We start from the raw sequence: 23,689 nt of genomic DNA on the forward strand, positions 1-23,689 counted from the left end.
TTGAAAGGGACGGGAACTGGAAGCTTGTTTCTTTCGGCTGGGTGAAACGGAAGAAACGGGACGGTTTGAGGAATAAGGAGACAAGATGAGAAAGACAGAGTTTTTACAGGAGCTTCGGGAGGCGCTGGACGGCGAGGTTTCGGCTTCAGTCATCCAGAGCAACATAAGCTATTACGATCAGTATATCAGCCAGGAGGCGGCGAAAGGGCGCAGGGAGGAAGAAGTGATCGAGGAGATCGGCAGTCCACGCCTGATTGCGAAAACCATTATCGACAGCAGCGAGGGCGCCGGGGAGACCGGCCAGGGCGGTTCGTACACTTCGGGAAACGCTGCCGGGAGCGGGCGCACAGCGTCCTCCTACAACGGCGGTTTTTCGGAGCGGGACGACAGCGGTCTGCCGCCGAACTTCCATTACATCGATTTGAATAAATGGTACTGGAAGGTAATTGTCAGCGTGGTGGTTATCGCGATCTTATTTGTGCTGTTTGTACTGGTCGGAGGTATTTTCACCATCCTGATTCATCTGGCGGGACCGATTCTTCTGATTTGGCTGATCTATACATTTATTAAGAATATTTGGAAATAGAAAAGAACCCCTGTCGCCGGCTGTGAGGGATGACCGGAGCGGGGGTTCTTTTCTTGTTTTCTCGCAAACATATGGAGGTTTATTGAGTTGAAAAATGTTGTATTATGGAACATTTCAGAGGGAGTTTCCATAATACAAAAAAAGCACTTGTCATGCCGTCTTTGGCAAACAAATGCTTTTTAGCTGGGCTACAAGGATTCGAACCTTGAAAATGACGGAGTCAGAGTCCGTTGCCTTACCATTTGGCGATAGCCCAATGAATTGAACGATTTATATTATACTGTAAGGAAACAGATTCGTCAACTACTTTTTTCGCTTTTTTGATAATTTTTTTTGTTTGGGCGGCTGCTGTGGCAGAAACCGCGCCATGCGTCCGGCAAATTCTGCAATATTCTGGGTCTGTAAGTAGACAACGTGGTTCGAATCGGATATAATGAGTTTCATGACAGAATGTTAAGGCAGTATAGGACGAAACGGCAGATGGCGGATGCGCTAAGATGGTGCGGAGAGCCGGAAGCCGGAAAGGAAAAGAGAGCGATATGTATACATTTGACAGCCGGGTCCGGTACAGTGAGACGGATGAAGAGGGAAATCTTTCTGTGGTGGGAATCATGAATTATCTTCAGGATTGTTCGACGTTCCAGTCGGAGGATCTGAAACTCGGGATTTCCTATCTGAATGAGGAAAAACGGGCGTGGTGGCTGAGCGGATGGCAGATAGAGATTCTCAGACAGCCGCATTTTGGCGAGCGGATCCGTATTTCGACCTGGCCGTATGGGTTTAAGGGAATCTATGGCTACCGGAATTTCACGATCGAGGATGAGATGGGAAACCCGCTGGTGCGGGCGGATTCGACCTGGTTTTACTACGATCTGGAAAAAGGATGCCCGGTGCGGGTGCCGGAAAGCCAGTTGGAGGGCTACCAGATTGAAGATAAACCGCTTGCAATGCCGCCAGCGCCGAAGAAAATCCGCCTGCCTGAGACGTATGAGACGGCGGCGCCGGTCACGGTGGAACGCCATCATCTCGATACGAACCGGCACGTGAACAATGCACAGTATGTGGCGATTGCGCGTGAATTGCTGCCTGTGGACTTTGCACTCGGAGAACTGCGAGTGGAGTACCGGAAGGCGGCAGTGCTTGGGAATGTGATGTACCCGAAACTGGCGCAGGTGCCGGAAGGATACGTGGTATCGCTGCAGGATGCGGAAGGTCAGGTGTATGCGAATTTGTGGCTGGCAAGGACTGGTTTGTAAAGAGTTTGTATGTAGCAGTGAAGAAACTGAATTATTGCAGCCGAAGAAAGATTCGGCGTGGATTGTCTGCCAGTGAATGAAAAATGCAACCGTTAAATAAAAAAAGAGATCGGCAGAAAAGAGAGGACGAATGACATGATTGAACTGGGAAGAGTACAGGAACTGATGGTAGTGCGGGAGAAAAACTTCGGCGTGTATCTGGGACAGAAGAAAGATGATGCGGCGGCGGTCCTGCTTCCGAAGAAACAGGTGCCGGAGGGCACAAAAGTGGGCGATAAGCTCAAGGTATTTATTTATAAAGATTCCGAGGATCGCCTGATTGCGACGACCTCGATGCCGAAGCTGGAACTGGGCGGGACGGCGGTTTTGAAGGTCAAGGATGTATCGAAGATCGGCGCCTTTCTCGATATGGGGCTGGAAAAAGATCTGCTGCTCCCGTTTAAAGAGCAGGTATATCCGGTTCGCGCCGGGGAAGAGTGCCTGGTAGCGCTGTATATCGATAAGAGCGGTCGTCTGGCGGCGACGATGAAGGTATATTCGTATCTTTGCAGTGATGCGCCGTACAAGAAGGACGAGTGGACCGAGGGACGCGTCTATGAGATCAATGAAAATCTGGGCGTGTTCGTGGCAGTGGCAGACCGCTATTTCGGTCTGATTCCGAACCGTGAGCTGTATGGAAAATGCCGTCTGGGCGAGGTTTTAAAGGTACGCGTGACGAAGGTGCGCGAGGATGGAAAAATGGATTTGAGCCTGCGCGAGGTGGCGTACCGTCAGATGAATGCGGATGCCGAGGCGGTGCTGGCACGTCTGAAAGAAAAAAACGGCGTTCTGCCGTTCAATGACCGCGTGGAGCCGGAGATTATCCGCCGCGAATTTAATCTAAGCAAAAACGCGTTCAAGCGTGCGGTTGGACACCTTTTAAAAGAAGGAAAAGTAGAGGTAAACGAAGATTCTATCCGTTTAAAATAAAAGACAAAGGAGAGATTTGACATGAAGAAAGTAATCAGCACAACCAATGCACCGGCAGCGATCGGTCCGTATTCCCAGGCAATCGAGGTAAATGGAATGGTATTTGCATCCGGTCAGATTCCGGTCAATCCGGCAACCGGCGAGATCCCGGAGGGAATTGAGGCTCAGGCAGAGCAGGTTTTAACCAATGTAAAGAATCTTCTGGCGGCAGCAGGTGCTTCCATGGAGCAGGTTGTAAAGACCACCGTATTTATCCAGAACATGGATGATTTCGGAAAAGTAAATGAAATCTATGCGAAATATTTCGAGGGCGCATGCCCGGCACGTTCCTGCGTCGAGGTATCTAAACTTCCGAAGGGCGTCCTGATGGAGATGGAAGCGATCGCAGCAAAATAAGAATGAATCGCATATTTGGAAAATTTCGCCGGAAAAACAAGTCACAGTCTGTGAAAATCCCGGCGTGTGAGGGCAAAATGACGAAAAAATTCACTTTTTTTCGTCCGCCCTCTTTTTTTTTTCGTCACTTTGCTTTAAAATAAAGGGAAAGATCCGTCCAAGATTCAGATGGGGAACGGTTATGGTCCACAGGCACAGATTGCCGGAGGGGTAACAAACGGGTTTGGGGAATGACAGGTTGAAAGACCCGGAAACACAGCTGGACGGAGGATAAAAGAAAAGGAGAGAGGAATATGATTTCGAACCAGATACTCCAGACAAACATTGAGGGGTTAAAAGGAATTACGCGTGTCGATCTCTGTATCTGTGATACGGAAGGCAAGGTGCTGGCATCCACATTTACTGGCGCTGAGGAATATGAGAGTGCAATTCTGGCTTTCGTAGACTCTCCGGCGGACAGCCAGGTGATACAGGGATATCAGTTTTTCAAGGTGTTTGACGATCACCAGTTAGAATATATACTTCTTGCCAAGGGCGGAAGCGACGACGTATACATGGTCGGCAAGATGGCGGCATTTCAGGTTCAGAACCTGCTGGTAGCTTATAAGGAGCGCTTTGACAAGGACAATTTTATCAAGAACCTGCTGCTTGACAATCTGCTTCTGGTTGACATTTATAACCGTGCGAAGAAGCTGCACATCGAGACGAACGTCAAGCGGATCGTATTTATCATTGAGACGCAGCATGAGAAGGATGTGAATGCACTTGAGACCGTCCGCAGCCTGTTCTCGACCAAGACGAAGGATTTTATCACGGCAGTGGATGAGAAGAACATTATTCTAGTCAAGGAAGTGAAGCCGGGCGAGACGTACGACGATCTGGAAAAGACAGCCACATCGATCGTAGATATGCTCAATACCGAGTCACTGACACGTGTCAGCGTGGCATTCGGTACGATCGTCAACGAGATCAAGGACGTATCGCGTTCTTATAAAGAGGCGAAGATGGCGCTGGATGTAGGAAAGATTTTCTACAGCAGCAAAAATGTGGTCGCATACAGCAAGCTGGGAATCGGACGTCTGATCTATCAGCTGCCGCTGCCGCTGTGCCGGATGTTTATCAAGGAAATTTTTGATGGCAAATCGCCGGATGAGTTTGATGAGGAGACTCTTACGACAATCAACAAGTTCTTCGAGAACAGCCTGAACGTATCAGAGACTTCCCGACAGCTTTACATTCACCGCAACACACTGGTATACCGTCTGGATAAGCTCCAGAAGAGCACGGGATTGGATCTGCGGGTGTTTGAGGATGCGATCACATTTAAGATTGCCCTGATGGTTGTAAAATATATGAAATACATGGAAAACCTGGATTATTAATCCAAATTGCTGTGGCGGGGAGGAAGATTGCCTTTGCCGCAGCAATTTCATTTGGAGAATTGAAAAAGAGGATTTACGCATGATAGAGGTTAAAAATCTCACCAAGACGTACAAGACGGGGAATAAAGCCTTAAAGGGAATCAATATTCAGATTCAGGACGGCGAGTTTGTTTTCATCATGGGACGAAGCGGTTCCGGCAAATCGACGCTTTTAAAGCTTCTTTTGAAGGAGCTGGAGCCGACTTCCGGCCAGATTATCGTCAACGATATGGATCTGGAAAAGATGCCGAGACGCTACATTCCGAAGTACCGCAGACGGCTGGGAATGGTGTTTCAGGATTTCCGTCTGTTGAAGGATAAAACAGTATATGAAAATGTCGCGTTTGCACAGCGGGTCATCGGCGTATCGCCCCGTGAGATTAAGAAAAATGTGCCGGAAATGCTCCGACTGGTAGGGCTTTCTTCAAAATATAAAGCATACCCGAACCAGCTCTCGGGCGGCGAGCAGCAGCGTGTTGCGATTGCCCGTGCGCTGATCAACTCGCCGGAGATACTTCTGGCGGACGAGCCGACGGGAAACCTGGATGTACATAATTCTATGGAGATCATGGAGCTTCTGGAGGAGATAAACCGGCGCGGGACGACGGTGCTTGTGGTAACGCACAGCCGGGAGATCGTAGCAGAGATGGGAAAACGTGTGATCACGCTGACGCGCGGCGTGCTGACGGGAGATCAAAAAGGCGGTATCTGGCATGAAAATTAGTACATTGATTTACTGCACCAAGGAGGGCATGCGCAATATCATCCGGAATATCTGGTTTTCACTGGCGTCGGTGGCGATTATTTCGGCATGTATTTTCCTGTTCTGTATGTTTTTTGGCTTGATTGCCAACGTACAGTATATGGTGCGGAATGCAGAATCTACAGTAGGAATCACGGTTTTTTTCAATGAAGATATGAGTGAGGACGATATACAGAAAATCGGGGATGAGATACGCGCCCGCGATGAGGTCAAGGAAGTAAAGTATGTTTCTGCCGAGGAGGCATGGGAGAATTTTAAGAAAGAATATTTTAAGGGAGTCGAGGATCTGGCAGAAGGATTTGCGGATGACAACCCGTTAGCCGGTTCGGCGTCCTACGAGATCTATCTGAAAGACATTGACATGCAGGATGACATGGTTGCATGGCTTGGCACGGTGCAGGGAATCCGGAAGATCAATTATTCGAGTGATACGGCGTCCGGGCTTTCGAGCTTCAACAAGATGCTGGGACTTTTGTCGGCGGTGATCATCGCTATTCTGCTGGCAGTTGCTATCTTCCTTATCAGCAATACGATCACGACGGCAGCTGCATTTAGACGGGAGGAAAACCGGATCATGCGCCTGATCGGTGCGACGAATTTCATGATCCGTGCGCCGTTCGTTGTACAGGGTGTGATGATCGGTCTGGTTGGCGCGCTGATTCCGCTGGCGATCACGTATTTTCTGTACCGCCAGGCGGTTGTATATATGATGGAACGGTTTGATATCTTGTCGAACCTGATTGAATTTATCCCGATTCAGACCATTTTCCCGAGCATGGTAGCCGTGGCGATGGCGCTGGGCGTGGGAATCGGTTTTGTCGGAAGTTTCTTTACGATCCGCAGACATTTAAAGGTGTAAGAAACATTGGCGGCTGCTGTAGGAGAATGCGGCGGCAGCGGAAATTTGCGGTAAAAAGGATGAGAACATGAAAAAACAGGGATTGAAAATACGTGCGGCTCTGTTCCTTGTGACGGCGGCGCTGGCGTCTTCCCCAGTGCTGACCTCGGTGGCGGCAGCGACGAAAAAGGATGTAAGCAGCGCCAAGGATAAGAAAAGCGCCCTGGAACAGGAGAAAAAGAAGACCGAGGAGGCGATCAAAAGCCTTCAGGGGCTGAAAAGTAACACCGAGAGCTATGTCAAGGAGCTGGACACGAAGATGAATGATCTGCAGTCGCAGGTCACGAAGCTGGAAAATAATATTTCCAGCAAGCAGAAAAGCATCGATGAGACGGCGGTAAAGCTGGAAGAAGCGCAGAAAACCGAAAAAAAGCAGTATGCTTCGATGAAAATGCGTATCAAATATATGTATGAGAAGGGCGACAGCAGCTACTTAAATCTGCTTCTGGAAGCCCGTTCGCTCTCGGAGCTTTTAAACCGGGCAGAGTATGTTTCAAAGATTTCGGAGTATGACCGGAAGATGCTCGACCAGTATGTGGCGACGAAAGAGTCCATCGCGGACAGTAAGAAAAAGCTGGAGACGGAGAAGGCGGAGCTGCAGGAGATGAAGACGCAGACGGAGGCAAAGCAGGATTCGGTCCAGCTTCTCCTGAATGAGAAAAATAAAGAACTCCAGAACGTCAACGCGCAGATCGGCGAGAAATCAGCGCAGGCGAAAGCGTATGAGGACGATATCAAGGCGCAGGAAGCCAAGATCGTGCAGATGGAGGCGGAGATTAAGAAGAAGGAAGCGGAAGAGGCGGCGAAAAAAGCGGCAGAGGAAGCTGCCAGAAAAGCCGCCGCAGCGGGAAAGACGAATAATTCGACCGCGAAAGGGAATACTGGCAGTACGACTACTACTTCGACGGGAAGTTCTTCGCTGCGCTGGCCGTGCCCTGCAAGCGGACGCATTACATCTGGATTCGGAAAACGTAAATCACCGACGGCGGGCGCGTCCTCGAACCATAAGGGCATTGATATCAGCGCTTCGACCGGCAGCAGCATCGTGGCAGCCGCCGGAGGAACGGTTTCGATTGCAACCTACAGTTATTCGGCTGGAAATTATGTTGTGGTCAACCATGGAAATGGACTTTCAACCGTGTATATGCACTGTTCCCAGCTTCTGGTATCGGCAGGGGATACGGTAAAAGCCGGACAGACGATCGCGAAGGTAGGTTCGACCGGATATTCGACAGGTTCTCATCTGCATTTTGCAGTCCGCAAGAACGGAAGTTATGTAAACCCTTCGAGCTATGTAAGTCCGTAGTGTGGAAAGTATCAGGTGGCTGCAAAAGATGAAATCCGGGTAACTGTTCAGTAGGTCTGCGCATTTACTGCGCTGACCGTACGAAAACATGGACCAGCAGGAAAAAATCCCATTGCCGTAGGCAATTTTTGATGGATTTTTGCGCGTGACTGTGAAGGTACTGAACAGTTACAAATCCGGAAGGAATAGACAGGAATCAGGAGGCATAAGAGATGGACAGTAAAAATAAATTCTGGCGCGGTGTGATGGTCGGTGTGCTGGTGACAGCACTGGTGTGTCTGATCACGGTCGGTGCTTCGGCGGGGATTTACATGTTTGGACGCCGTGTGATCGATAACCAGACACAGGTACAGGTACAGACCGAGGGAACACCGTCGCAGGCACAGGAGCCGGTCAATTTTGAGAATGTCACGAAAAAGCTGGAGCAGATACAGGATATTATCGATAAAAAGTACCTGTTTGAGGAAAAAATTGATACATCCGAGGAGGAAGCCGGCATTTATCAGGGCTTTTTGAGTGGTTTAAATGATCCGTATGCGGTTTATTATACGCCGGACGAGCTGACAAGCTTCCTGGATGAGACAAATGGTTCTTACTGCGGCATCGGTGCTCTGGTATCCCAGAATGTCCAGACCGGCGTCAGCACGATCGTGCGCGTCTTTGAGGGCAGTCCGGCCGAGGAGGCAGGCATCCTTCCGGGTGATGCGCTTTATAAGGTAGATGGCACCGAGGTGATTGGCATGGATCTGTCGCTTCTGGTCAATAATTACGTCAAGGGCGAGGAAGGCAGCCAGCTGACGATCACGGTTTATCGTGAAAATAGCGACGAGTACAAGGATATCACCCTGACCCGCCGACCGATTGATGTGCAGACGGTGTCAGGCAAGATGCTGGATGAAGAGATCGGATATATTTCCGTTGTGGAGTTTGACCGTGTGACTGCCGATCAGTTTAAATCCAAGATCGAGGAACTGCAGGGCGAGGGCATGAAGCGCCTGATCATCGATCTGCGGAACAACCCGGGCGGCGAGGTGACGACGGTTGTCTCGATGGCGGATTATATCCTGAAAGATGGCGGACGGATCCTGACCGTGGCAAATAAGAAGGGCACGGAGGAGACATACGACGCTGAGGATGGACACAGCTTGGAGATCCCGATGGTTGTGCTGGTAAATGGCAATTCCGCCAGCGCGTCGGAGGTATTTACCGGTGCGATGAAGGATTATGGCGTGGCGACGATCGTCGGAACGAAGACTTTCGGTAAAGGTATCGTGCAGACGCTGATGCCGCTTTCGGATGGAAGCGCGATTAAGCTGACGACCGACCATTATTATACGCCGAATGGAAATGATATCCATGGAAAAGGCATCGAGCCGGATCTCGAGGTGGAGCTGGATGAAGAGGCGGCGCAGGAAGTCGTGATTCCAGAGGAGAAGGATAATCAGCTGCAGAAGGCGGTTGAGGTTGTGAAGGGAAAGTAACTTCTTATTTACACGACTCCAAAACTTACGGCACTTTCGATTCCAAAAGTGCCTATCCGTGAACAGTAACTTTAAAAGTATCCAGAAAAATAAGTGCGTTAGATCCTGAAACAGCTTGAAAAAGTGGCAGTTTCAGGATTTAACGCTTAAAGTCGTGTCTGTTTTGGCTTTTTGAGAAAGACGATGAGTGAAGAATCTGGTATTTTTGATACTATAGAAAAAGAGGGAGAAATAGAATTATGTATGTAATTGCAGGACTTGGAAATCCGGGAAGAGAATATGAGGGAACCCGCCACAATGTGGGATTTATGACGCTGGATGCGCTGGCGGACAAGTATAACATTGATGTCCGGGAGAAAGCATTTAAGGGACTGATCGGAAAAGGCGTGATCGAGGGAAATAAGGTCATTCTGGTAAAGCCGCAGACGTATATGAACCTGAGCGGCGAGTGCATCCGTCAGGTGATGGATTATTATAAGGTAGATCCATCGGAGTTTATCGTGATTTATGACGATATCAGCCTGGTTCCGGGCGGCATTCGGATCCGCAAAAAAGGCAGCGCGGGCGGCCACAATGGAATCAAAAATATCATCGCCCATCTGGGAACGCAGGAATTTCCACGCGTGCGGATCGGTGTGGGCGAGAAGTCGGCGCGCATGGATCTGGCAGACTATGTGCTGGGACATTTTCCGAAAGAGGAAGCCGAAACGATGACGACGGCGTTTAAGGACGGTGCGGCGGCAGTCGTGGATATGATGACAGAGGGCGTTGAGGCGGCGATGAACCATTTTAACGGCGCGGCGCGCGGAGAGAAGGAGAAGCTAGAGAAGCAGAAGGCGGATAGGAAGGAGGAAGTCAAGACACAATGAGCGATTTATTTGCAAATCCGTTAGAGGAGATGATCGAGTTCCAGGATCTCAAGACGGATTTACAGCGCGGACAGGGACCGCTTCTTGTCACGGGATGCCTGGATTCGCAGAAGGTGCATCTGCTGTCCGAGCTTTCGGATCTGACGCCCTGGAAGCTGATTGTCACCTACGATGATTCGAGGGCGCGGGAGATCTGTGAGGATTACCGGTGCTTTGATACGGATATTTCGCTGTACCCGGCGAGGGATCTGCTGTTTTATACGTCGGATATCCACGGAAACCTGCTGACGAAACAGCGGATTCAGGTCATGCGGCGGATCCTGGAGAGTTCCGGCGGCGTGGTGGTCACGACGATCGACGGACTGATGGAACATCTGCTGCCGCTTGCGTGGATGAAAAAGCGGAGTCTCACGATCGGGGCAGAAGATGTGGTCGAGGTCGGGAAGCTGACGCACGCCCTGGCGGAAATGGGATATGAGAAGGTCGCGCAGGTTGAGGGATCAGGGCAGTTTTCGGTGCGCGGCGGTATCATTGACATTTTCCCGCTGACGGAGGAGGTGCCGTACCGGATCGAGCTGTGGGGCGACGAGGTCGATTCGATCCGTACCTTCGACCCAGAGAGCCAGCGATCGATCGAGCAGGTGGATGAGGCAGTGATCTATCCGGCGACGGAGATGGCGCTGACGCCGGAGCAGATTCAGGATGGAACCGAGGCGATCGAGAAAGACCGCAGGAAATACGTGAAAAAGCTCCGGGATGCCATGAAGACGGAAGAGGCGTACCGGATGGATTCAGCTGTTTCGGAGGTCTTAGAGGGGCTTCGCGAGGGCTTCCGGGTGCATGGGCTGGGAAGCTATATCCGGTATTTCTGCAAGGAAACGGTGTCGTTTTTAAACTATTTTCCAGTCGATGAGCTGACGATTTTCCTGGATGAGCCGCTGCGCTTGAAGGAAAAAGCAGAGACGACCGAGACGGAGTTCCGGGAGAGTATGTCGCACCGTCTCGAGGGCGGCTATCTGCTTCCGGGGCAGACTTCCTTCCTCTATTCGGCGAAGGAGACGCTGGCGATGGCGATGCGCCCGCGGACTCTTTTACTGCTGGGGCTGGATCAGAAGCTCTCTGGCATGACGGTTAAGAAAAAGTACAGTTTGAGCGTCAAAAATGTCAATTCCTATCAGAATGGATTTGAGCTTTTAATCAGCGATCTGACGCGCTGGAAGAAAGAAAAATACCGTGTGGTATTGCTGGCGGGTTCGCGGACGCGCGCGAGCCGTCTGGCGGGCGATCTGCGGGAGTACGATTTGAGCGCATTCTGTCCGGATGAGGGCGAAAACACTGTGAAACCGGGCGAAATCCTGGTGACCTATGGAAAGCTGCACCGGGGATTTGAATATCCGCTGATTAAGTTCGTCGTGATTACCGAGGGAGACATGTTCGGCGGCGGACGGGGGCGGAAAAAGAAGAAAAAGACCTCCTACCAGGGTAAGAAGATCCAGAGCTTTTCCGAGCTTTCGATCGGTGATTATGTGGTGCATGAGAGCCACGGACTCGGCATTTACCGGGGCATCGAGAAGATCGAGCAGGACAAGGTTGTCAAGGATTACATCAAGATTGAGTACCGTGATGGCGGCAATCTCTACCTTCCGGCGACGCGCCTGGAAGGAATCCAGAAATATGCGGGATCGGATGCCAGGACGCCGAAGCTCAATAAACTGGGCGGAACGGAATGGAATAAAACGAAGAGCAAGGTGCGCGGGGCGGTCCGCGATATTGCAAAGGATCTCGTCGAGCTTTATGCGGCTCGCCAGCGGAGCGAGGGCTACCAGTATGGACCGGATACGGTCTGGCAGAGGGAGTTTGAGGAAATGTTCCCGTTTGAGGAGACGGAGGATCAGCTGGAGGCGATCGAGGCGACAAAAAAAGATATGGAAAGCCGCCGCATCATGGACCGCTTGATCTGCGGCGACGTTGGATATGGCAAGACAGAGATCGCGCTCCGGGCGGCGTTTAAGGCGATTCAGGAGGGCAAACAGGTCGTGTATCTGGTGCCGACCACGATTCTGGCGCAGCAGCATTACAATACCTTTGTGCAGCGAATGAAGGATTTCCCGGTCCGGGTCGATATGCTGTCGCGTTTCCGCACGGCGGGCGAGCAGAAAAAAACGCTGGAAGATCTGAAAAAAGGGCAGGTGGATGTCGTGATCGGAACGCACCGCGTCCTTTCTAAGGATGTTGTCTTTAAAAATCTGGGGCTTCTGATCATCGATGAGGAACAGCGCTTCGGTGTGGCACATAAGGAAAAGATCAAGAAATTAAAGGAAAATGTAGACGTTCTGACGCTGACGGCGACGCCGATTCCGCGTACCCTGCATATGAGTCTCATTGGCATCCGGGATATGAGCGTCCTGGAGGAACCGCCGGTGGACCGCCTGCCGATTCAGACCTACGTCATGGAGTACAACGACGAGATGGTGCGCGAGGCGATTCACAGGGAGCTGGCGCGGGGCGGACAGGTATATTATGTCTACAACCGTGTCAACAACATCGACGAGGTGGCAAACCATGTGGCGGCTCTGGTGCCGGAGGCAAACGTCGTGTTCGCCCACGGGCAGATGCACGAACATGAACTGGAAAAAATTATGCTGGATTTCGTCGAGGGCAATATCGACGTTCTGGTGTCCACGACCATCATTGAGACGGGACTGGACATTCCGAATGCGAACACGATCATCATCCACGACGCCGACCGGCTGGGGCTGTCGCAGCTCTACCAGATCCGCGGTCGCGTCGGACGTTCCGGGCGGACTTCGTATGCGTTTCTCATGTACCGGCGCGACAAGCTGCTGCGTGAGGAGGCGGAAAAACGTCTGCAGGCGATCCGTGAATTTACGGAGTTGGGAAGCGGTATCAAGATTGCGATGCGCGATCTGGAGCTGCGCGGCGCCGGAAATCTTCTGGGCGCGGAACAGCACGGTCACATGCAGGCGGTCGGTTATGACCTGTACTGCAAGCTCTTAAACGAGGCGGTGCTGGCACTTCGCGGTGAGAACGAAGCCGAGGACTTCGAGACGGTGGTGGACTGCGACATCGACGCGTATATTCCGCCGTCCTACATCCGCAATGAATATCAGAAACTCGACGTTTACAAGCGGATTTCCGGTATTGAGAACCAGGAAGAGTATATGGATATGCAGGATGAGCTGATCGACCGCTTTGGCGAGATTCCACGTTCGGTGGAGAACCTGTTAAAGATCGCCGATCTAAAAGCGCTTGCTCATCAGGCGGGTGTCGTGGAGGTCGATGTAAAGAAGCAGGATATCACGATTCAGATGTACCAGAAAGCCGATCTGGACGTCTCCGGCATTCCGGCGCTGATGGAGAAATATAAGGGCACGCTGACCTTCAGGACGGGTGATGTGCCGTCGTTCTATTACCGCGATGTGCGGCAGAAACATACGGACTGCGAGATGATGCTTGTGAAGGCGCGGGAGATTCTTTCCGGGCTCGCGGCGCTGGCGAAAGAGTAGTTTTTAATTGTGTAGAAAAGATTGAAAGTATATTTGAAATGAAAATATATTTTTAATATTGACATATATAATCAAAGATGATAATATATAATCAAATTAAAGCTTGTTTACTAAATTTAAAGAAGGGAGGGATTCCAATGCAGCAAAAATGTGGGATGCTCATTAATAATGTGAATAACGTTAAGAGGTGGTTTTATGAAAAAAATTATGAGTATTTTATTGTCGATAGTTATGTCAACTTCATTGGTAATCCCAACATTTGCGGAAGCGCCGCCATATTCAATAGATAAAGTGGCAACAAAGGTTGTGATTGATCAACATGAATTGAGAGATATTTATGATAAATATGCTTCGGTAACGGATGAAACTGTTGTGGAAGATATGTTAATGGAAGATTTTGGTTTTTCAAGATCGGAAGTTAAAGAATTATTGGAAGTAAGCAAAAGTGGTAGTGGAGGATCTACAGGTGCTTCGAGGGCATCTAGTATAACTGGAAGATTACCAGCAACAGCTGCTATAGGAACCGTTGTAAATATTGTGTATACAATTGATTTGCAAGAAATGAAAGATTTAGCGACAATAACTAATTTTATCGCAAGACAGGTAGGCGGAGCAGGAGCAGGGGTAGCAGTGGCAGCACTTGTTGCTAAAACAGTTTTAGCAGCTGCACAAAAGGGTGGCATAAACTATGCAAAAGTTACAATATCTTATACATATGGCTATAATAATGATGGAGTATTAGGGTGGACGCCAGGTTATACCAAGTATGAGTATTGGTAATAAAAAAGGGAGATGCAATGAAAGAGAATAGAGTATCAAATGAATTCCGTCAAGGAAGAGAAGCAACGTTTGCCGCTTTATTAATGGAACTGTGTCTTTGTGGGGAGCGAATTGCTTCCATAATGGGAATTAGAAATTGGTATGATCAGGTGGGAACTGTTAGAATTTTTCTTTGTATTTTGATTTTTTGTTATTATTATATAATTAAAAAACCAAGATTATTAGATACGCCTGAATGGTATGAGCTAATGAAAAAAGATAGAGTGATTTATGGAATGTGGATCTTGGAAATGATAATATTAGTTAGTAGTATTGGAACTTGAGTGAAAAACAAAGGGGGCGTCAGTTGCTCCCTTTGTTTCTATAAATTATGAGATTGGGAATTTTATGAAGAATAATTATTTAAGTGAACGAGAAATGAATGTTATGCAGGTTTTGTGGAAGTATGAAAAACCCATGACGGTGACAGAAATTGTAGAATCTGAAAAAGAATTGACAACGCCAACAGTCCATACTGTGTTAAGAAAATTGCTTGATAAGGGTTATGTTCAGGTTATTGATACAGTTCAGACTGGAAAAGTTTTTGCTAGGCGATATAAAGCGAAAAAGACTCAGGATGAAGAAATAGAAGAAAAAATAGAAAAATGTATGAAAAATTCTAGAAATCCTATGTCCTTTGTAAATACAATAACAGCAGCTTTGTTGAATGGAGCAGTAGATGAAGAGTCGGTTATTGACGAATTAGAACGTATAGTTCAAAAAAGAAAAAAAGAGATTTTATGAAAATAACATATACATCAATTTTATCGGCAATATGTAGTTCAATTTTGCTATTGGGTTTTTTGTCGGTTTATATATGGAAAAAGCAAGAAAATTATAGCTTGTATGAAGTAAAATTACTTATTTTTTGCACTGTACTAACAGGAGTAAGATTATTTTTTCCAATAGATATTTGCGGAATAAGTCATACGATAGGAATAAAAATATTATATCCAGAACTTTGTCGCTTTATGCGGGGGAAAATAGGATTTTTAAGTCATTTTTCTGTACTTTTTTTGATTAGTTTACTTGGAAGTTTTCTTATCTTAGTGCAAAAAAGTTTATCATATATATCATTTATAAAATTAATAAAAGAAATAAGACCGATAGAGTATATTCGTGTTAAAAAGTATAAAAAAGTGAAAAAAATACCAATATTGAAAGTTGATAGTATAGAAGATCCATTTATTGTTGGTATAAAAAATCCGTATATAATAATACCGAATATAGATGAAGAAACAAAAAAAATAGTACTCTTGCATGAAGTGGGACATTACATTAAAAGAGATTTATTTTTAAAGTGTTTTTTTGAAATATTATGTCTTTTATACTGGTGGAATCCGTTAGTATACATAGTTCGGTATTATTTTTCTAACATATTAGAAATAAGAAATGATTTAATTGTTTGTAATGAGTTATCTGAAATAGAAAAAATTCATTATGTTGAAATATTGTTAAAAATGTCTAGGACAAAAGCGTTAAAAAGGAGAGGAACACTATCTTTTTTTAATGGAAGTTTTTTGAAAATTAGAATTTCTTCTATATTGAATGAAGAACAAAAAAAACAGGTCAATATTAAGTTGTTCTTTTTCTTAATTGCTATTATATTGTCTGGTACAATAGTAATAGAACCAGTAGCTGATTTGAAGTTGCATGCACCGTATTTTGAAGAAGATGATATAGTCAAAAAAATAACTTTTTTGTAAAGACAGAAAACGGGTATGAATTATATATGAATGGTACATATATAGGAACATTGGATGAAATACCAAATGAATTAAAGAATATTAATATTAGGAGGAAATAAAAATGAAAAAAACGATCAGAATTTTAGCAGTAATAATTGCTATGACATGTATTTTTTCAGGGACTGCGTTTGCACAAGAGAAAGAGGTGGCTGTTGAAAAATCGAGTTCAATAGCTAGAGCAGATGTTATAAAATATGTTTATAAAGTTGAAAACGGGAAATTATATAGAAGATTATATAATTATTCTAAGGATACGTGGCTGGGAGATTGGGAACTGTGTGACTAAAGTAATAATATGATAATTATATTTAATAAATATGTACACTACTTTTTACGCTTGAATTTAAAGTAATGTAAAAATTTTATAGCGTGAAGTTTGAAGTTGAGAAATTGCCTTGACAAATAATAAATTTCGCTTATAATACAGAATATACTCAATAACCTTACAAAGGCAATGAAGGGAACAAGTAGAGATCCGCAGGAGAGCGCACAGAAAGCAGCCGGATGATGAGAGGCGCGCGTGAACCGGATATTCGAATACATCCCGGAGCTTCGCACCGAAGAATCTAAAATCGGATCCGATGAAAAGGCTGCGTGGAAAATGTGCGGCGGTTGATTTGGTAGGCTGCGACGTGAGAGACACACGTTATCCGGTCACGGTATCAGAGGGTACCGGCAGAGGCAGATGGGCGCGAGCTGTCTGCGAACAAAGGTGGTAACACGGGAATTTTGCCCCGTCCTTTTTGGAGGACGGGGCTTTTTTATTTTATAGAAAAATGTGTCTTGTGAAATCACAGACGTTCCAAAGTACCTTTATTGTTCTGTTTTGAGAATGATTTTCGGAGAGAAAATAAAGGATGAATCGGATGTATTTTTGAAAAAAGGAATCCCGTGGAGAAGCAAAACGAGTAAGCAAAATTATTTTTTATAAAAAGGAGTAAACAGGAAAATGCAGATTTACGAAGAATTAGTAGCCAGAGGTCTGATCGCCCAGGTTACAAACGAAGAAGAGATCAAAAAACTGGTCAACGAAGGAAAAGCCGTTTTCTACATCGGTTTTGACCCGACCGCAGACAGCCTTCATGTAGGACATTTCATGGCACTGTGCCTGATGAAACGTCTGCAGATGGCAGGCAACAAGCCGATCGCATTACTTGGCGGCGGCACCGGCATGATCGGCGATCCGTCCGGACGTACGGATATGCGCCAGATGCTGACACCGGAGACGATCCAGCATAACTGCGACTGCTTCAAAAAGCAGATGAGCCGTTTCATCGATTTCTCTGATGACAAGGCGCTCTTAGTCAACAACGCAGAGTGGCTGATGAATCTGAATTATGTAAACTTACTGCGCGAGGTTGGTCCGCATTTCAGCGTCAACCGTATGCTGACCGCTGAGTGCTACAAGCAGAGAATGGAGAGAGGCTTAAGCTTCTTAGAGTTCAACTACATGATTATGCAGAGCTACGACTTCTATATGTTATACCAGAAATACGGCTGCAACATGCAGTTCGGCGGCGATGATCAGTGGAGCAATATGTTAGGCGGTACCGAGCTGATCCGCAGAAAGCTTGGCAAGGACGCACACGCAATGACCATCACCCTGCTGTTAAACTCCGAGGGCAAGAAGATGGGTAAGACCCAGTCCGGCGCTGTATGGCTGGATCCGAACAAGACATCCCCGTTCGAGTTCTACCAGTACTGGAGAAACGTAGCCGATGCCGATGTATTAAAGTGCCTGCGTATGCTGACCTTCCTGCCGCTTGAGCAGATTGATGAGATGGATAAATGGGAAGGCAGCCAGTTAAATACTGCAAAAGAGATCCTGGCTTACGAGCTGACCAAGCTGGTACACGGCGAGGAAGAGGCTGAGAAGGCACAGGCAGCAGCGAAAGCACTGTTCTCCAGCGGAAATGCAGCCAATATGCCGACCTACGAACTGACTGAGGATGATTTCAACGGTGATGAGATCGATATTCTCTCCATCCTGCAGAAATCCGGTCTGGCTCCGTCCCGTTCCGAGGCAAGAAGAAATGTCGAGCAGGGCGGCGTATCTGTAGACGGAAACCAGGTAAAAGATATCAAGGCAGTCTTCACGAAGGATCAGCTCGCTGGCGAAGGAATGGTTGTCAAGAGAGGTAAGAAGAACTTTAAGAAGGTTGTTTTAAAATAAGTGGAGATGTTCCGCCAGAATCTTCACCCCATACAAATCAGAATCACGCCGCCGGCGATCTCTGCCGGGCTTTCAAGCGAAGCCCGGAGAGATGTCCGGCGGCGGTTCCGATCATGGAGAGAAGCAGAGCAAATCCGAAACCATATCTTACATTCACTCCCACAAAAATTACCCAAATTTTACATAAACGATACCAAAATATGATTTCTGTAAATCCAGGAATCTTTTATACTGCGTACTGTAAGAAATCAAAGATAAAAAACTCTGAGAGAAAAAAGAGAGAGGAAAGAGGAATTTTATTATGAAGAAAAATGTTCAGAAAGCAATCGCAGTATTAGGAGCAGCCGTTCTGGCAACTGGAATGGTAGGATGTGGTTCCAGCAATACAAATACAAGTGCAGCAGACACAAGCGCAGAAACCAGCGCAGCTGAAAGTGATGCAGCAGCAGATACAACCGAGAACAGCGCAGATGCAAAAAATTTGAGTGGTTCTATCACCCTGGCAGGTTCCACTTCGATGGAAAAATTTGCAAATGCACTGGCAGAAACGTTCATGGAGAAATATCCGAACGTGACTGTACAGGCTGAATTTACCGGCTCTTCCGCAGGTATCGAGTCCGTGCTGGCAGGTCAGTGTGATGTCGGTGATTCTTCCAGAGCATTAAAGGATGATGAGAAAGCAAAAGGTGCTGTTGAAAATATCGTAGCTATCGATGGTATCGCCGTTGTCGTTGACCCGTCCAACGCTGTAGATGGTCTGAGCAAGGATGACCTGACCGGCATTTACGACGGAAGCATCACAAACTGGAAGGATGTAGGCGGCAGCGATATGCCGATTGTCGTAGTCGGACGGGAAGCAGGTTCCGGTACAAGAGGCGCATTTGAGGAGCTTCTGGGTCTGGAAGATGCCTGCAAATATGCAAACGAGCTGGATTCCACCGGTGCAGTTATGGCAAAAGTAGCATCTACACCGGGTTCCATCGGATACGTTTCCCTGGATGTAGTCGATGATACCGTTAAGGCAGTTAAACTGGATGATGTAGAGCCGACGGAGGAGAACATCAAGGCAGGCAGCTATTTCTTAAGCCGTCCATTCGTTATGGCAACCAAGGGAGAAATTTCTGAGCAGAACGAGCTGGTACAGGCGCTGTTTGACTATGTATACTCTGCAGAAGGCGATGACCTGATTAAATCGGTAGGCCTGATTACTACGAAGTAAGAAACTGCATCGGAATTTGTGAATGTGGATAAAATTACCGGTGAAAACAGGTAAGGATAGAAAAATCAGTAATTCACGAATACATATAATATTGAATAGATTCAAATAATATCGAGTCGCTTGCAGTCAAGCCGCAGAAAGGAAACTCTGCTTTGACCGGAAGCGGCTCGCTGTTCAATCCGAGACAGGAGAGACATATGCACGAAAAGAAATTTACCATTTTTGGAAGCCATGCCACGAAATCAGCGGTAGAGAGGGCAGCGGAAATTATTTTTACCGCCTGCGGCCTGCTGGCGGTGGTGGCAGTTTTTTCAATTACCTTATACATGATTATCAGCGGTACCCCGGCACTTTTTAAGGTGGGTGTTCCGGAAATCTTATTTGGAACCGTCTGGAAGCCGACTGGAAATCCGGCGTCTTTCGGAATTCTCTACGTTATTTTAACTTCCATCGTCGGAACCTTTCTGGCGATCCTGATCGGTGTTCCGATTGGGCTGTTTACCGCCATCTTTCTGGCAGAGGTTGCGCCGCCGAAGGTAGCGGCAGTGGTCCGCCCGGCAGTTGAGCTTCTGGCAGGTATTCCGTCGGTTATCTACGGACTCTTAGGAATTTTGATTTTAAATCCCCTGATGTATAAGCTGGAAATGAAAATCTTTGCCGGTTCCACGACGCATCAATTTACCGGCGGTGCGAACCTGATATCGGCGGTTCTGGTTCTGGCAATCATGATTCTTCCGACCGTCATCAATATCAGTGAGGCGTCGCTTAGGTCAGTCCCGAAACATTTAAAAAGCGCATCGCTGGCACTCGGTGCAACGCATATCCAGACGATTTTCAAAGTAATCGTTCCGGCGGCGCACTCCGGCATCATCACGGCGGTGGTTTTAGGCTGCGGACGTGCGATCGGGGAGGCAATGGCGATCAGCCTGGTATCTGGAAGTTCAGTCAATCTGCCGCTCCCATTTAACTCCGTCCGTTTCCTGACAACCGCGATCGTGGCGGAAATGTCTTATTCAGAGGGACTTCACCGGGAAGTGCTCTTTACCATCGGTCTGGTGCTGTTCGTATTTATCATGTTTATCAACACGGTGCTCAGCCGGATGTTTGTGAAGGAGGGCGGCGCAGATGACCGATAATAGTATGAAAAGTATTTACCAGAAGCGCACCCGCATCGGGGACAATATCTTAAAAGCGCTGATTTATCTGGCAGCTGGCGTGGCGATCGCGCTGTTAGTTGGCATCATGGGGTATGTGTTTGTGCGCGGTTTGCCGCAGGTTTCCTGGCAGTTTCTGTCCACGGTGCAGAGTTCTTTAAAGGGCACCTTTGGTATTCTGGGAAATATCATCAACACGATTTACATCATTGTAATTACCCTTATCATTGCAGCGCCGATCGGAATCGGCTCCGCCATTTATCTGAACGAATACGCAAAGCCGGGAAAGCTGGTGCGGACGATTGAATTTACAACCGAGATCCTGTCCGGTATTCCGTCGATTATTTTTGGCTTGTTCGGTATGGTCTTTTTCGGAATGACGCTGAAGCTGGGCTATTCGGTTCTGACCGGATCCTTCACGCTGACCCTGATGGTGCTTCCGCTGATTACGCGGAACACACAGGAAGCACTCAAAACCGTTCCGGACAGCTACCGCAGCGGCGCGCTGGGAATCGGTGCAACGAAATGGTATATGATCCGGACAATCCTGCTGCCGAGCGCGGCACCGGGTATTCTGACCGGCGTCATCCTTTCGATTGGCCGTATCGTGGGCGAGTCGGCGGCGCTTCTGTTTACTGCCGGAAGCGGCTTCCAGCTTCCGAAAAACCTGTTTGGAAAACTGTTTGAGTCGAGCGGCACGCTGACCATCCAGCTCTACCTGTCGATGCAGAAAGCAAAATACGATCAGGCGTTTGGAATCGCGGTCGTGCTTCTGATTATCGTGCTGGGAATCAACCTGCTGACGAGATTTTTGACCAGCCGGTTTGATGTGACAAAATTAAAATAAAGTAAAAAATGAGGAAATGATATGGAGACAAAAATTTCTACGTCGGATTTGAATCTGTACTATGGAAACAATCATGCATTAAAAAATATCAATCTGGATATATATGAAAATCAGATCACAGCGTTTATCGGACCGTCCGGCTGCGGTAAGTCTACCTATTTAAAGACATTGAACCGCATGAACGATCTGGTGCCGAATGTGACAATCAATGGAAAGGTGTTGATCGACGGCGAGGATATCTACGATCCGAAGGTCGATACGACGCTTCTTCGCAAGAAGGTTGGCATGGTATTTCAGCAGCCGAACCCATTTCCAATGAGTATTTATGACAATATCGCGTATGGACCGCGGATTCACGGTATCAAGGGAAAGGCAGAGCTGGATGCGATCGTAGAGAAGAGTCTGCGCGGCGCGGCCCTGTGGGATGAGGTCAAGGACCGCCTGAAACGTTCTGCACTGGGACTTTCCGGTGGACAGCAGCAGCGTCTCTGCATCGCACGTGCGCTGGCAGTTGAGCCAGAGATTCTTCTTATGGATGAGCCGACCTCGGCACTGGACCCGATTTCCACGCTGAAAATCGAGGATCTGATGGGCGAACTCAAGAAGAATTATACCGTTGTCATCGTTACCCATAATATGCAGCAGGCGACCCGTATTGCGGACTATACGGCATTTTTCCTGGTAGGAGAGGTAGTCGAGTATGCACCGACGACGGATCTGTTCTCGCATCCGCGTGAAAAGAAGACAGAAGACTATATTACCGGACGGTTTGGATGATAGGCGTAAGATTGAGGATTTAAAAATAAGTAGAAAATCAGTTTGCTGTTCAGAAGTGGAAATTTTCTGGGCAGAAAACAGGGGAGATGGAGAGGAGATACGGGATGGCGACGAGAGAGGCATTTATACAGGAGTTAGAAGGGCTGAATCAGGAATTGAACGTGATGAGCCAGATGGTGCAGGATGCGATTGACAGTAGTTTTCAAGCGCTTACCGAGCATAATGAAGAGCTGGCACAGAAGGTTATCAAAGGCGACCGGGATGTGGACAATATGGAACGAAAGATCGAGACACACTGCCTGATGCTGATGTTAAAGCAGCAGCCGGTTGCCAGCGATCTGCGCCATATCTCGACGGCACTGAAGGTAGTGACCGATCTGGAGCGGATGGGCGATCAGGCGGCGGACATTGCCGATCTGTCCCTGCGTTTGGAGGATGCAGATATTAGTCTTGTAAGCAAACATCTTCCGGCCATGGTGGCAAATGTGAAAACGATGGTAAAGGATGCGATTCACGCGTTTACCCAGCGTGACACCGAGACGGCGGAGACATTCGAACAGAGGGATGATCTGATCGATGCCTTCTTTGAACGGGTAAAACGGGAAGTGATTGAGTTTCTGAAAAAAGACGGGGATAAATCCGATGTGGCAGTCGATCTTTTGATGGTTGCCAAGTACCTGGAGCGAATCGCCGATCACGCGGTCAATGTGTGCGAGTGGACAGAGTTCTCGGATACGGGGGCCGTGGGGGATGTGATGATTCTCTAGGTTTAATTAAAATCCGGGCATGAAAAATGAAAATTAGATGCCTGGATTTTTTCCATTCCGCATAAAATAAATAGAATATGTGGAAATAACGTGGAGTGCGATATATCATGCGTGATATAGTGCTGGAACTTTTAAGTTCATACGGATATGTGGGAATGTTTGCCCTGATTCTAATTGAGAATTTGTTTCCGCCGATCCCGTCGGAAGTGATTTTAACCTTTGGTGGATTTATGACAACATATACACGGATGAACATAGCCGGGGCAGTTCTGGCAGCGACGGCGGGCTCGGTGCTGGGGGCGCTGATTCTGTATGAGCTGGGGCGGCATATTCCCGTGCAGAAGTTTTATGCATTTTTGGGCGGGGCATGGGGAAAACGGCTGGGAGTAGAAGCGGATGATGTGAAAGATGCAGACGGATGGCTGGAGAGAACGGGACGGTCAGCCGTCTTTTTTTGCCGGTTCGTTCCGATCATCCGAAGCCTGATCTCGATTCCGGCGGGGATGGCAAAGATGGAACTGCTGCCGTTTCTCCTTCTGACAACAGCGGGCAGTCTTATCTGGAATACGGTACTCATCGGAGCCGGCGCGGTGGCGGGGGCATCGTGGGAACGTATTCTGGTGCTGTTAAAGACATATTCCCGCTTCGCTGTGATGGGAGCGGGAATCTTGGGATTTGCGGTGGCGTGTGTGTATTTTCGGAAACGATAACAA

23 protein-coding genes and 1 tRNA gene are annotated in these 23,689 nt (G+C 47.8%); 23 read left to right on the forward strand and 1 reads right to left on the reverse strand.

Features of this window, described 5'->3' with window-relative positions:
* Positions 1-85: 85 nt before the first annotated feature.
* Positions 86-586 carry a DUF1700 domain-containing protein gene (locus tag DW739_RS09460; protein WP_118742956.1) on the forward strand — a complete coding sequence of 167 codons (501 nt, stop codon included), beginning with the start codon at positions 86-88 and terminating at the stop codon, positions 584-586.
* Positions 587-769: 183 nt separating this feature from the next.
* On the opposite strand, the gene DW739_RS09465 is transcribed toward DW739_RS09460, so the two are convergent.
* Positions 770-842, reverse strand: a tRNA-Gln gene (locus tag DW739_RS09465).
* Between the two features lie 283 nt (positions 843-1,125).
* Here DW739_RS09465 and DW739_RS09470 point away from each other — a divergent pair.
* The 22 genes from DW739_RS09470 to DW739_RS09575 all read left to right on the forward strand — a co-directional run bounded on the left by DW739_RS09470 (position 1,126) and on the right by DW739_RS09575 (position 23,686).
* Positions 1,126-1,842 (forward strand): acyl-ACP thioesterase domain-containing protein, encoded by a 717-nt coding sequence (locus tag DW739_RS09470; RefSeq protein ID WP_118293429.1) that lies wholly within the window; start codon positions 1,126-1,128, stop codon positions 1,840-1,842.
* Between the two features lie 135 nt (positions 1,843-1,977).
* Positions 1,978-2,811 (forward strand): S1-like domain-containing RNA-binding protein, encoded by an 834-nt coding sequence (locus DW739_RS09475; protein ID WP_022359882.1) that lies wholly within the window; start codon positions 1,978-1,980, stop codon positions 2,809-2,811.
* Positions 2,812-2,832: 21 nt separating this feature from the next.
* Positions 2,833-3,207, forward strand: coding sequence for a RidA family protein (locus DW739_RS09480; protein WP_118293414.1), 375 nt, complete (start codon positions 2,833-2,835; stop codon positions 3,205-3,207).
* Between the two features lie 293 nt (positions 3,208-3,500).
* Positions 3,501-4,589 (forward strand): helix-turn-helix domain-containing protein, encoded by a 1,089-nt coding sequence (locus tag DW739_RS09485; RefSeq protein WP_107001479.1) that lies wholly within the window; start codon positions 3,501-3,503, stop codon positions 4,587-4,589.
* A 79-nt stretch (positions 4,590-4,668) separates the two neighbouring features.
* Positions 4,669-5,352, forward strand: coding sequence for a cell division ATP-binding protein FtsE (ftsE, locus tag DW739_RS09490; RefSeq protein ID WP_022359885.1), 684 nt, complete (start codon positions 4,669-4,671; stop codon positions 5,350-5,352).
* A complete protein-coding gene (gene ftsX, locus DW739_RS09495; protein ID WP_022359886.1) occupies positions 5,342-6,250 on the forward strand; it encodes a permease-like cell division protein FtsX in 909 nt (302 codons plus the stop codon). The genes ftsE and ftsX overlap by 11 nt, the downstream gene beginning before the upstream one ends.
* 67 nt (positions 6,251-6,317) lie before the next feature.
* Entirely contained in the window at positions 6,318-7,595 is a 1,278-nt protein-coding gene (locus DW739_RS09500; RefSeq protein ID WP_118638589.1) for a M23 family metallopeptidase, read from the forward strand.
* A gap of 212 nt (positions 7,596-7,807) precedes the next feature.
* Positions 7,808-9,076 (forward strand): S41 family peptidase, encoded by a 1,269-nt coding sequence (locus DW739_RS09505; RefSeq protein ID WP_118742957.1) that lies wholly within the window; start codon positions 7,808-7,810, stop codon positions 9,074-9,076.
* 239 nt (positions 9,077-9,315) lie between these two features.
* Positions 9,316-9,945, forward strand: coding sequence for an aminoacyl-tRNA hydrolase (gene pth / locus DW739_RS09510; RefSeq protein ID WP_118742958.1), 630 nt, complete (start codon positions 9,316-9,318; stop codon positions 9,943-9,945).
* Positions 9,942-13,472: a transcription-repair coupling factor gene (gene mfd / locus DW739_RS09515; protein WP_118742959.1), complete on the forward strand. Its 3,531-nt coding sequence runs from the start codon at positions 9,942-9,944 to the stop codon at positions 13,470-13,472. The genes pth and mfd overlap by 4 nt, the downstream gene beginning before the upstream one ends.
* Before the next feature lie 195 nt (positions 13,473-13,667).
* Positions 13,668-14,252 (forward strand): hypothetical protein, encoded by a 585-nt coding sequence (locus tag DW739_RS09520; protein ID WP_107001484.1) that lies wholly within the window; start codon positions 13,668-13,670, stop codon positions 14,250-14,252.
* A gap of 17 nt (positions 14,253-14,269) precedes the next feature.
* Positions 14,270-14,575, forward strand: a complete 306-nt coding sequence (locus DW739_RS09525; protein WP_107001485.1) for a hypothetical protein — start codon at positions 14,270-14,272, stop codon at positions 14,573-14,575.
* A 64-nt stretch (positions 14,576-14,639) separates the two neighbouring features.
* Positions 14,640-15,035, forward strand: a complete 396-nt coding sequence (locus DW739_RS09530) for a BlaI/MecI/CopY family transcriptional regulator (RefSeq protein ID WP_107001486.1) — start codon at positions 14,640-14,642, stop codon at positions 15,033-15,035.
* Positions 15,032-15,997 carry a M56 family metallopeptidase gene (locus DW739_RS09535; RefSeq protein WP_118742960.1) on the forward strand — a complete coding sequence of 322 codons (966 nt, stop codon included), beginning with the start codon at positions 15,032-15,034 and terminating at the stop codon, positions 15,995-15,997. The genes DW739_RS09530 and DW739_RS09535 overlap by 4 nt, the downstream gene beginning before the upstream one ends.
* A 103-nt stretch (positions 15,998-16,100) precedes the next feature.
* Complete coding sequence (locus DW739_RS09540; protein WP_107001488.1) at positions 16,101-16,325, forward strand: hypothetical protein; 225 nt, start codon at positions 16,101-16,103, stop codon at positions 16,323-16,325.
* A 663-nt stretch (positions 16,326-16,988) separates the two neighbouring features.
* The gene (gene tyrS / locus DW739_RS09545) at positions 16,989-18,212 is read left to right on the forward strand and encodes a tyrosine--tRNA ligase (RefSeq protein ID WP_107001489.1); all 1,224 of its coding nucleotides are present in this window, start codon (positions 16,989-16,991) and stop codon (positions 18,210-18,212) included.
* Positions 18,213-18,513: 301 nt separating this feature from the next.
* A complete protein-coding gene (locus DW739_RS09550) occupies positions 18,514-19,431 on the forward strand; it encodes a phosphate ABC transporter substrate-binding protein (protein WP_118523121.1) in 918 nt (305 codons plus the stop codon).
* A gap of 197 nt (positions 19,432-19,628) precedes the next feature.
* Positions 19,629-20,567: a phosphate ABC transporter permease subunit PstC gene (gene pstC, locus DW739_RS09555; protein WP_118743028.1), complete on the forward strand. Its 939-nt coding sequence runs from the start codon at positions 19,629-19,631 to the stop codon at positions 20,565-20,567.
* Positions 20,557-21,432: a phosphate ABC transporter permease PstA gene (gene pstA, locus DW739_RS09560; protein ID WP_118742961.1), complete on the forward strand. Its 876-nt coding sequence runs from the start codon at positions 20,557-20,559 to the stop codon at positions 21,430-21,432. The genes pstC and pstA overlap by 11 nt, the downstream gene beginning before the upstream one ends.
* A 21-nt stretch (positions 21,433-21,453) precedes the next feature.
* Positions 21,454-22,209: a phosphate ABC transporter ATP-binding protein PstB gene (pstB, locus tag DW739_RS09565; protein WP_022359895.1), complete on the forward strand. Its 756-nt coding sequence runs from the start codon at positions 21,454-21,456 to the stop codon at positions 22,207-22,209.
* 104 nt (positions 22,210-22,313) lie between these two features.
* Entirely contained in the window at positions 22,314-22,976 is a 663-nt protein-coding gene (gene phoU, locus DW739_RS09570; protein ID WP_118742962.1) for a phosphate signaling complex protein PhoU, read from the forward strand.
* 107 nt (positions 22,977-23,083) lie between these two features.
* On the forward strand, positions 23,084-23,686 hold the full coding sequence (locus DW739_RS09575) for a DedA family protein (protein ID WP_118638582.1): 603 nt from the start codon (positions 23,084-23,086) through the stop codon (positions 23,684-23,686).
* Positions 23,687-23,689: the final 3 nt, after the last annotated feature.

It is taken from the genome of Clostridium sp. AM28-20LB (assembly GCF_003480665.1).
Lineage (GTDB): Bacteria > Bacillota > Clostridia > Lachnospirales > Lachnospiraceae > Otoolea > Otoolea fessa.

Coding starts and splice junctions, on each gene's coding strand:
- mfd (WP_118742959.1), top strand. CDS start 9,942: ATGAGCGATTTATTTGCAAATCCGTTAGAGGAGATGATCGAGTTCCAG.
- DW739_RS09525 (WP_107001485.1), top strand. CDS start 14,270: ATGAAAGAGAATAGAGTATCAAATGAATTCCGTCAAGGAAGAGAAGCA.
- DW739_RS09460 (WP_118742956.1), top strand. CDS start 86: ATGAGAAAGACAGAGTTTTTACAGGAGCTTCGGGAGGCGCTGGACGGC.
- DW739_RS09470 (WP_118293429.1), top strand. CDS start 1,126: ATGTATACATTTGACAGCCGGGTCCGGTACAGTGAGACGGATGAAGAG.
- pstC (WP_118743028.1), top strand. CDS start 19,629: ATGCACGAAAAGAAATTTACCATTTTTGGAAGCCATGCCACGAAATCA.
- pth (WP_118742958.1), top strand. CDS start 9,316: ATGTATGTAATTGCAGGACTTGGAAATCCGGGAAGAGAATATGAGGGA.
- DW739_RS09540 (WP_107001488.1), top strand. CDS start 16,101: ATGAAAAAAACGATCAGAATTTTAGCAGTAATAATTGCTATGACATGT.
- phoU (WP_118742962.1), top strand. CDS start 22,314: ATGGCGACGAGAGAGGCATTTATACAGGAGTTAGAAGGGCTGAATCAG.
- DW739_RS09480 (WP_118293414.1), top strand. CDS start 2,833: ATGAAGAAAGTAATCAGCACAACCAATGCACCGGCAGCGATCGGTCCG.
- DW739_RS09485 (WP_107001479.1), top strand. CDS start 3,501: ATGATTTCGAACCAGATACTCCAGACAAACATTGAGGGGTTAAAAGGA.
- DW739_RS09530 (WP_107001486.1), top strand. CDS start 14,640: ATGAAGAATAATTATTTAAGTGAACGAGAAATGAATGTTATGCAGGTT.
- DW739_RS09475 (WP_022359882.1), top strand. CDS start 1,978: ATGATTGAACTGGGAAGAGTACAGGAACTGATGGTAGTGCGGGAGAAA.
- DW739_RS09505 (WP_118742957.1), top strand. CDS start 7,808: ATGGACAGTAAAAATAAATTCTGGCGCGGTGTGATGGTCGGTGTGCTG.
- ftsX (WP_022359886.1), top strand. CDS start 5,342: ATGAAAATTAGTACATTGATTTACTGCACCAAGGAGGGCATGCGCAAT.
- DW739_RS09550 (WP_118523121.1), top strand. CDS start 18,514: ATGAAGAAAAATGTTCAGAAAGCAATCGCAGTATTAGGAGCAGCCGTT.
- DW739_RS09535 (WP_118742960.1), top strand. CDS start 15,032: ATGAAAATAACATATACATCAATTTTATCGGCAATATGTAGTTCAATT.
- ftsE (WP_022359885.1), top strand. CDS start 4,669: ATGATAGAGGTTAAAAATCTCACCAAGACGTACAAGACGGGGAATAAA.
- pstB (WP_022359895.1), top strand. CDS start 21,454: ATGGAGACAAAAATTTCTACGTCGGATTTGAATCTGTACTATGGAAAC.
- tyrS (WP_107001489.1), top strand. CDS start 16,989: ATGCAGATTTACGAAGAATTAGTAGCCAGAGGTCTGATCGCCCAGGTT.
- DW739_RS09575 (WP_118638582.1), top strand. CDS start 23,084: ATGCGTGATATAGTGCTGGAACTTTTAAGTTCATACGGATATGTGGGA.
- pstA (WP_118742961.1), top strand. CDS start 20,557: ATGACCGATAATAGTATGAAAAGTATTTACCAGAAGCGCACCCGCATC.
- DW739_RS09500 (WP_118638589.1), top strand. CDS start 6,318: ATGAAAAAACAGGGATTGAAAATACGTGCGGCTCTGTTCCTTGTGACG.
- DW739_RS09520 (WP_107001484.1), top strand. CDS start 13,668: ATGAAAAAAATTATGAGTATTTTATTGTCGATAGTTATGTCAACTTCA.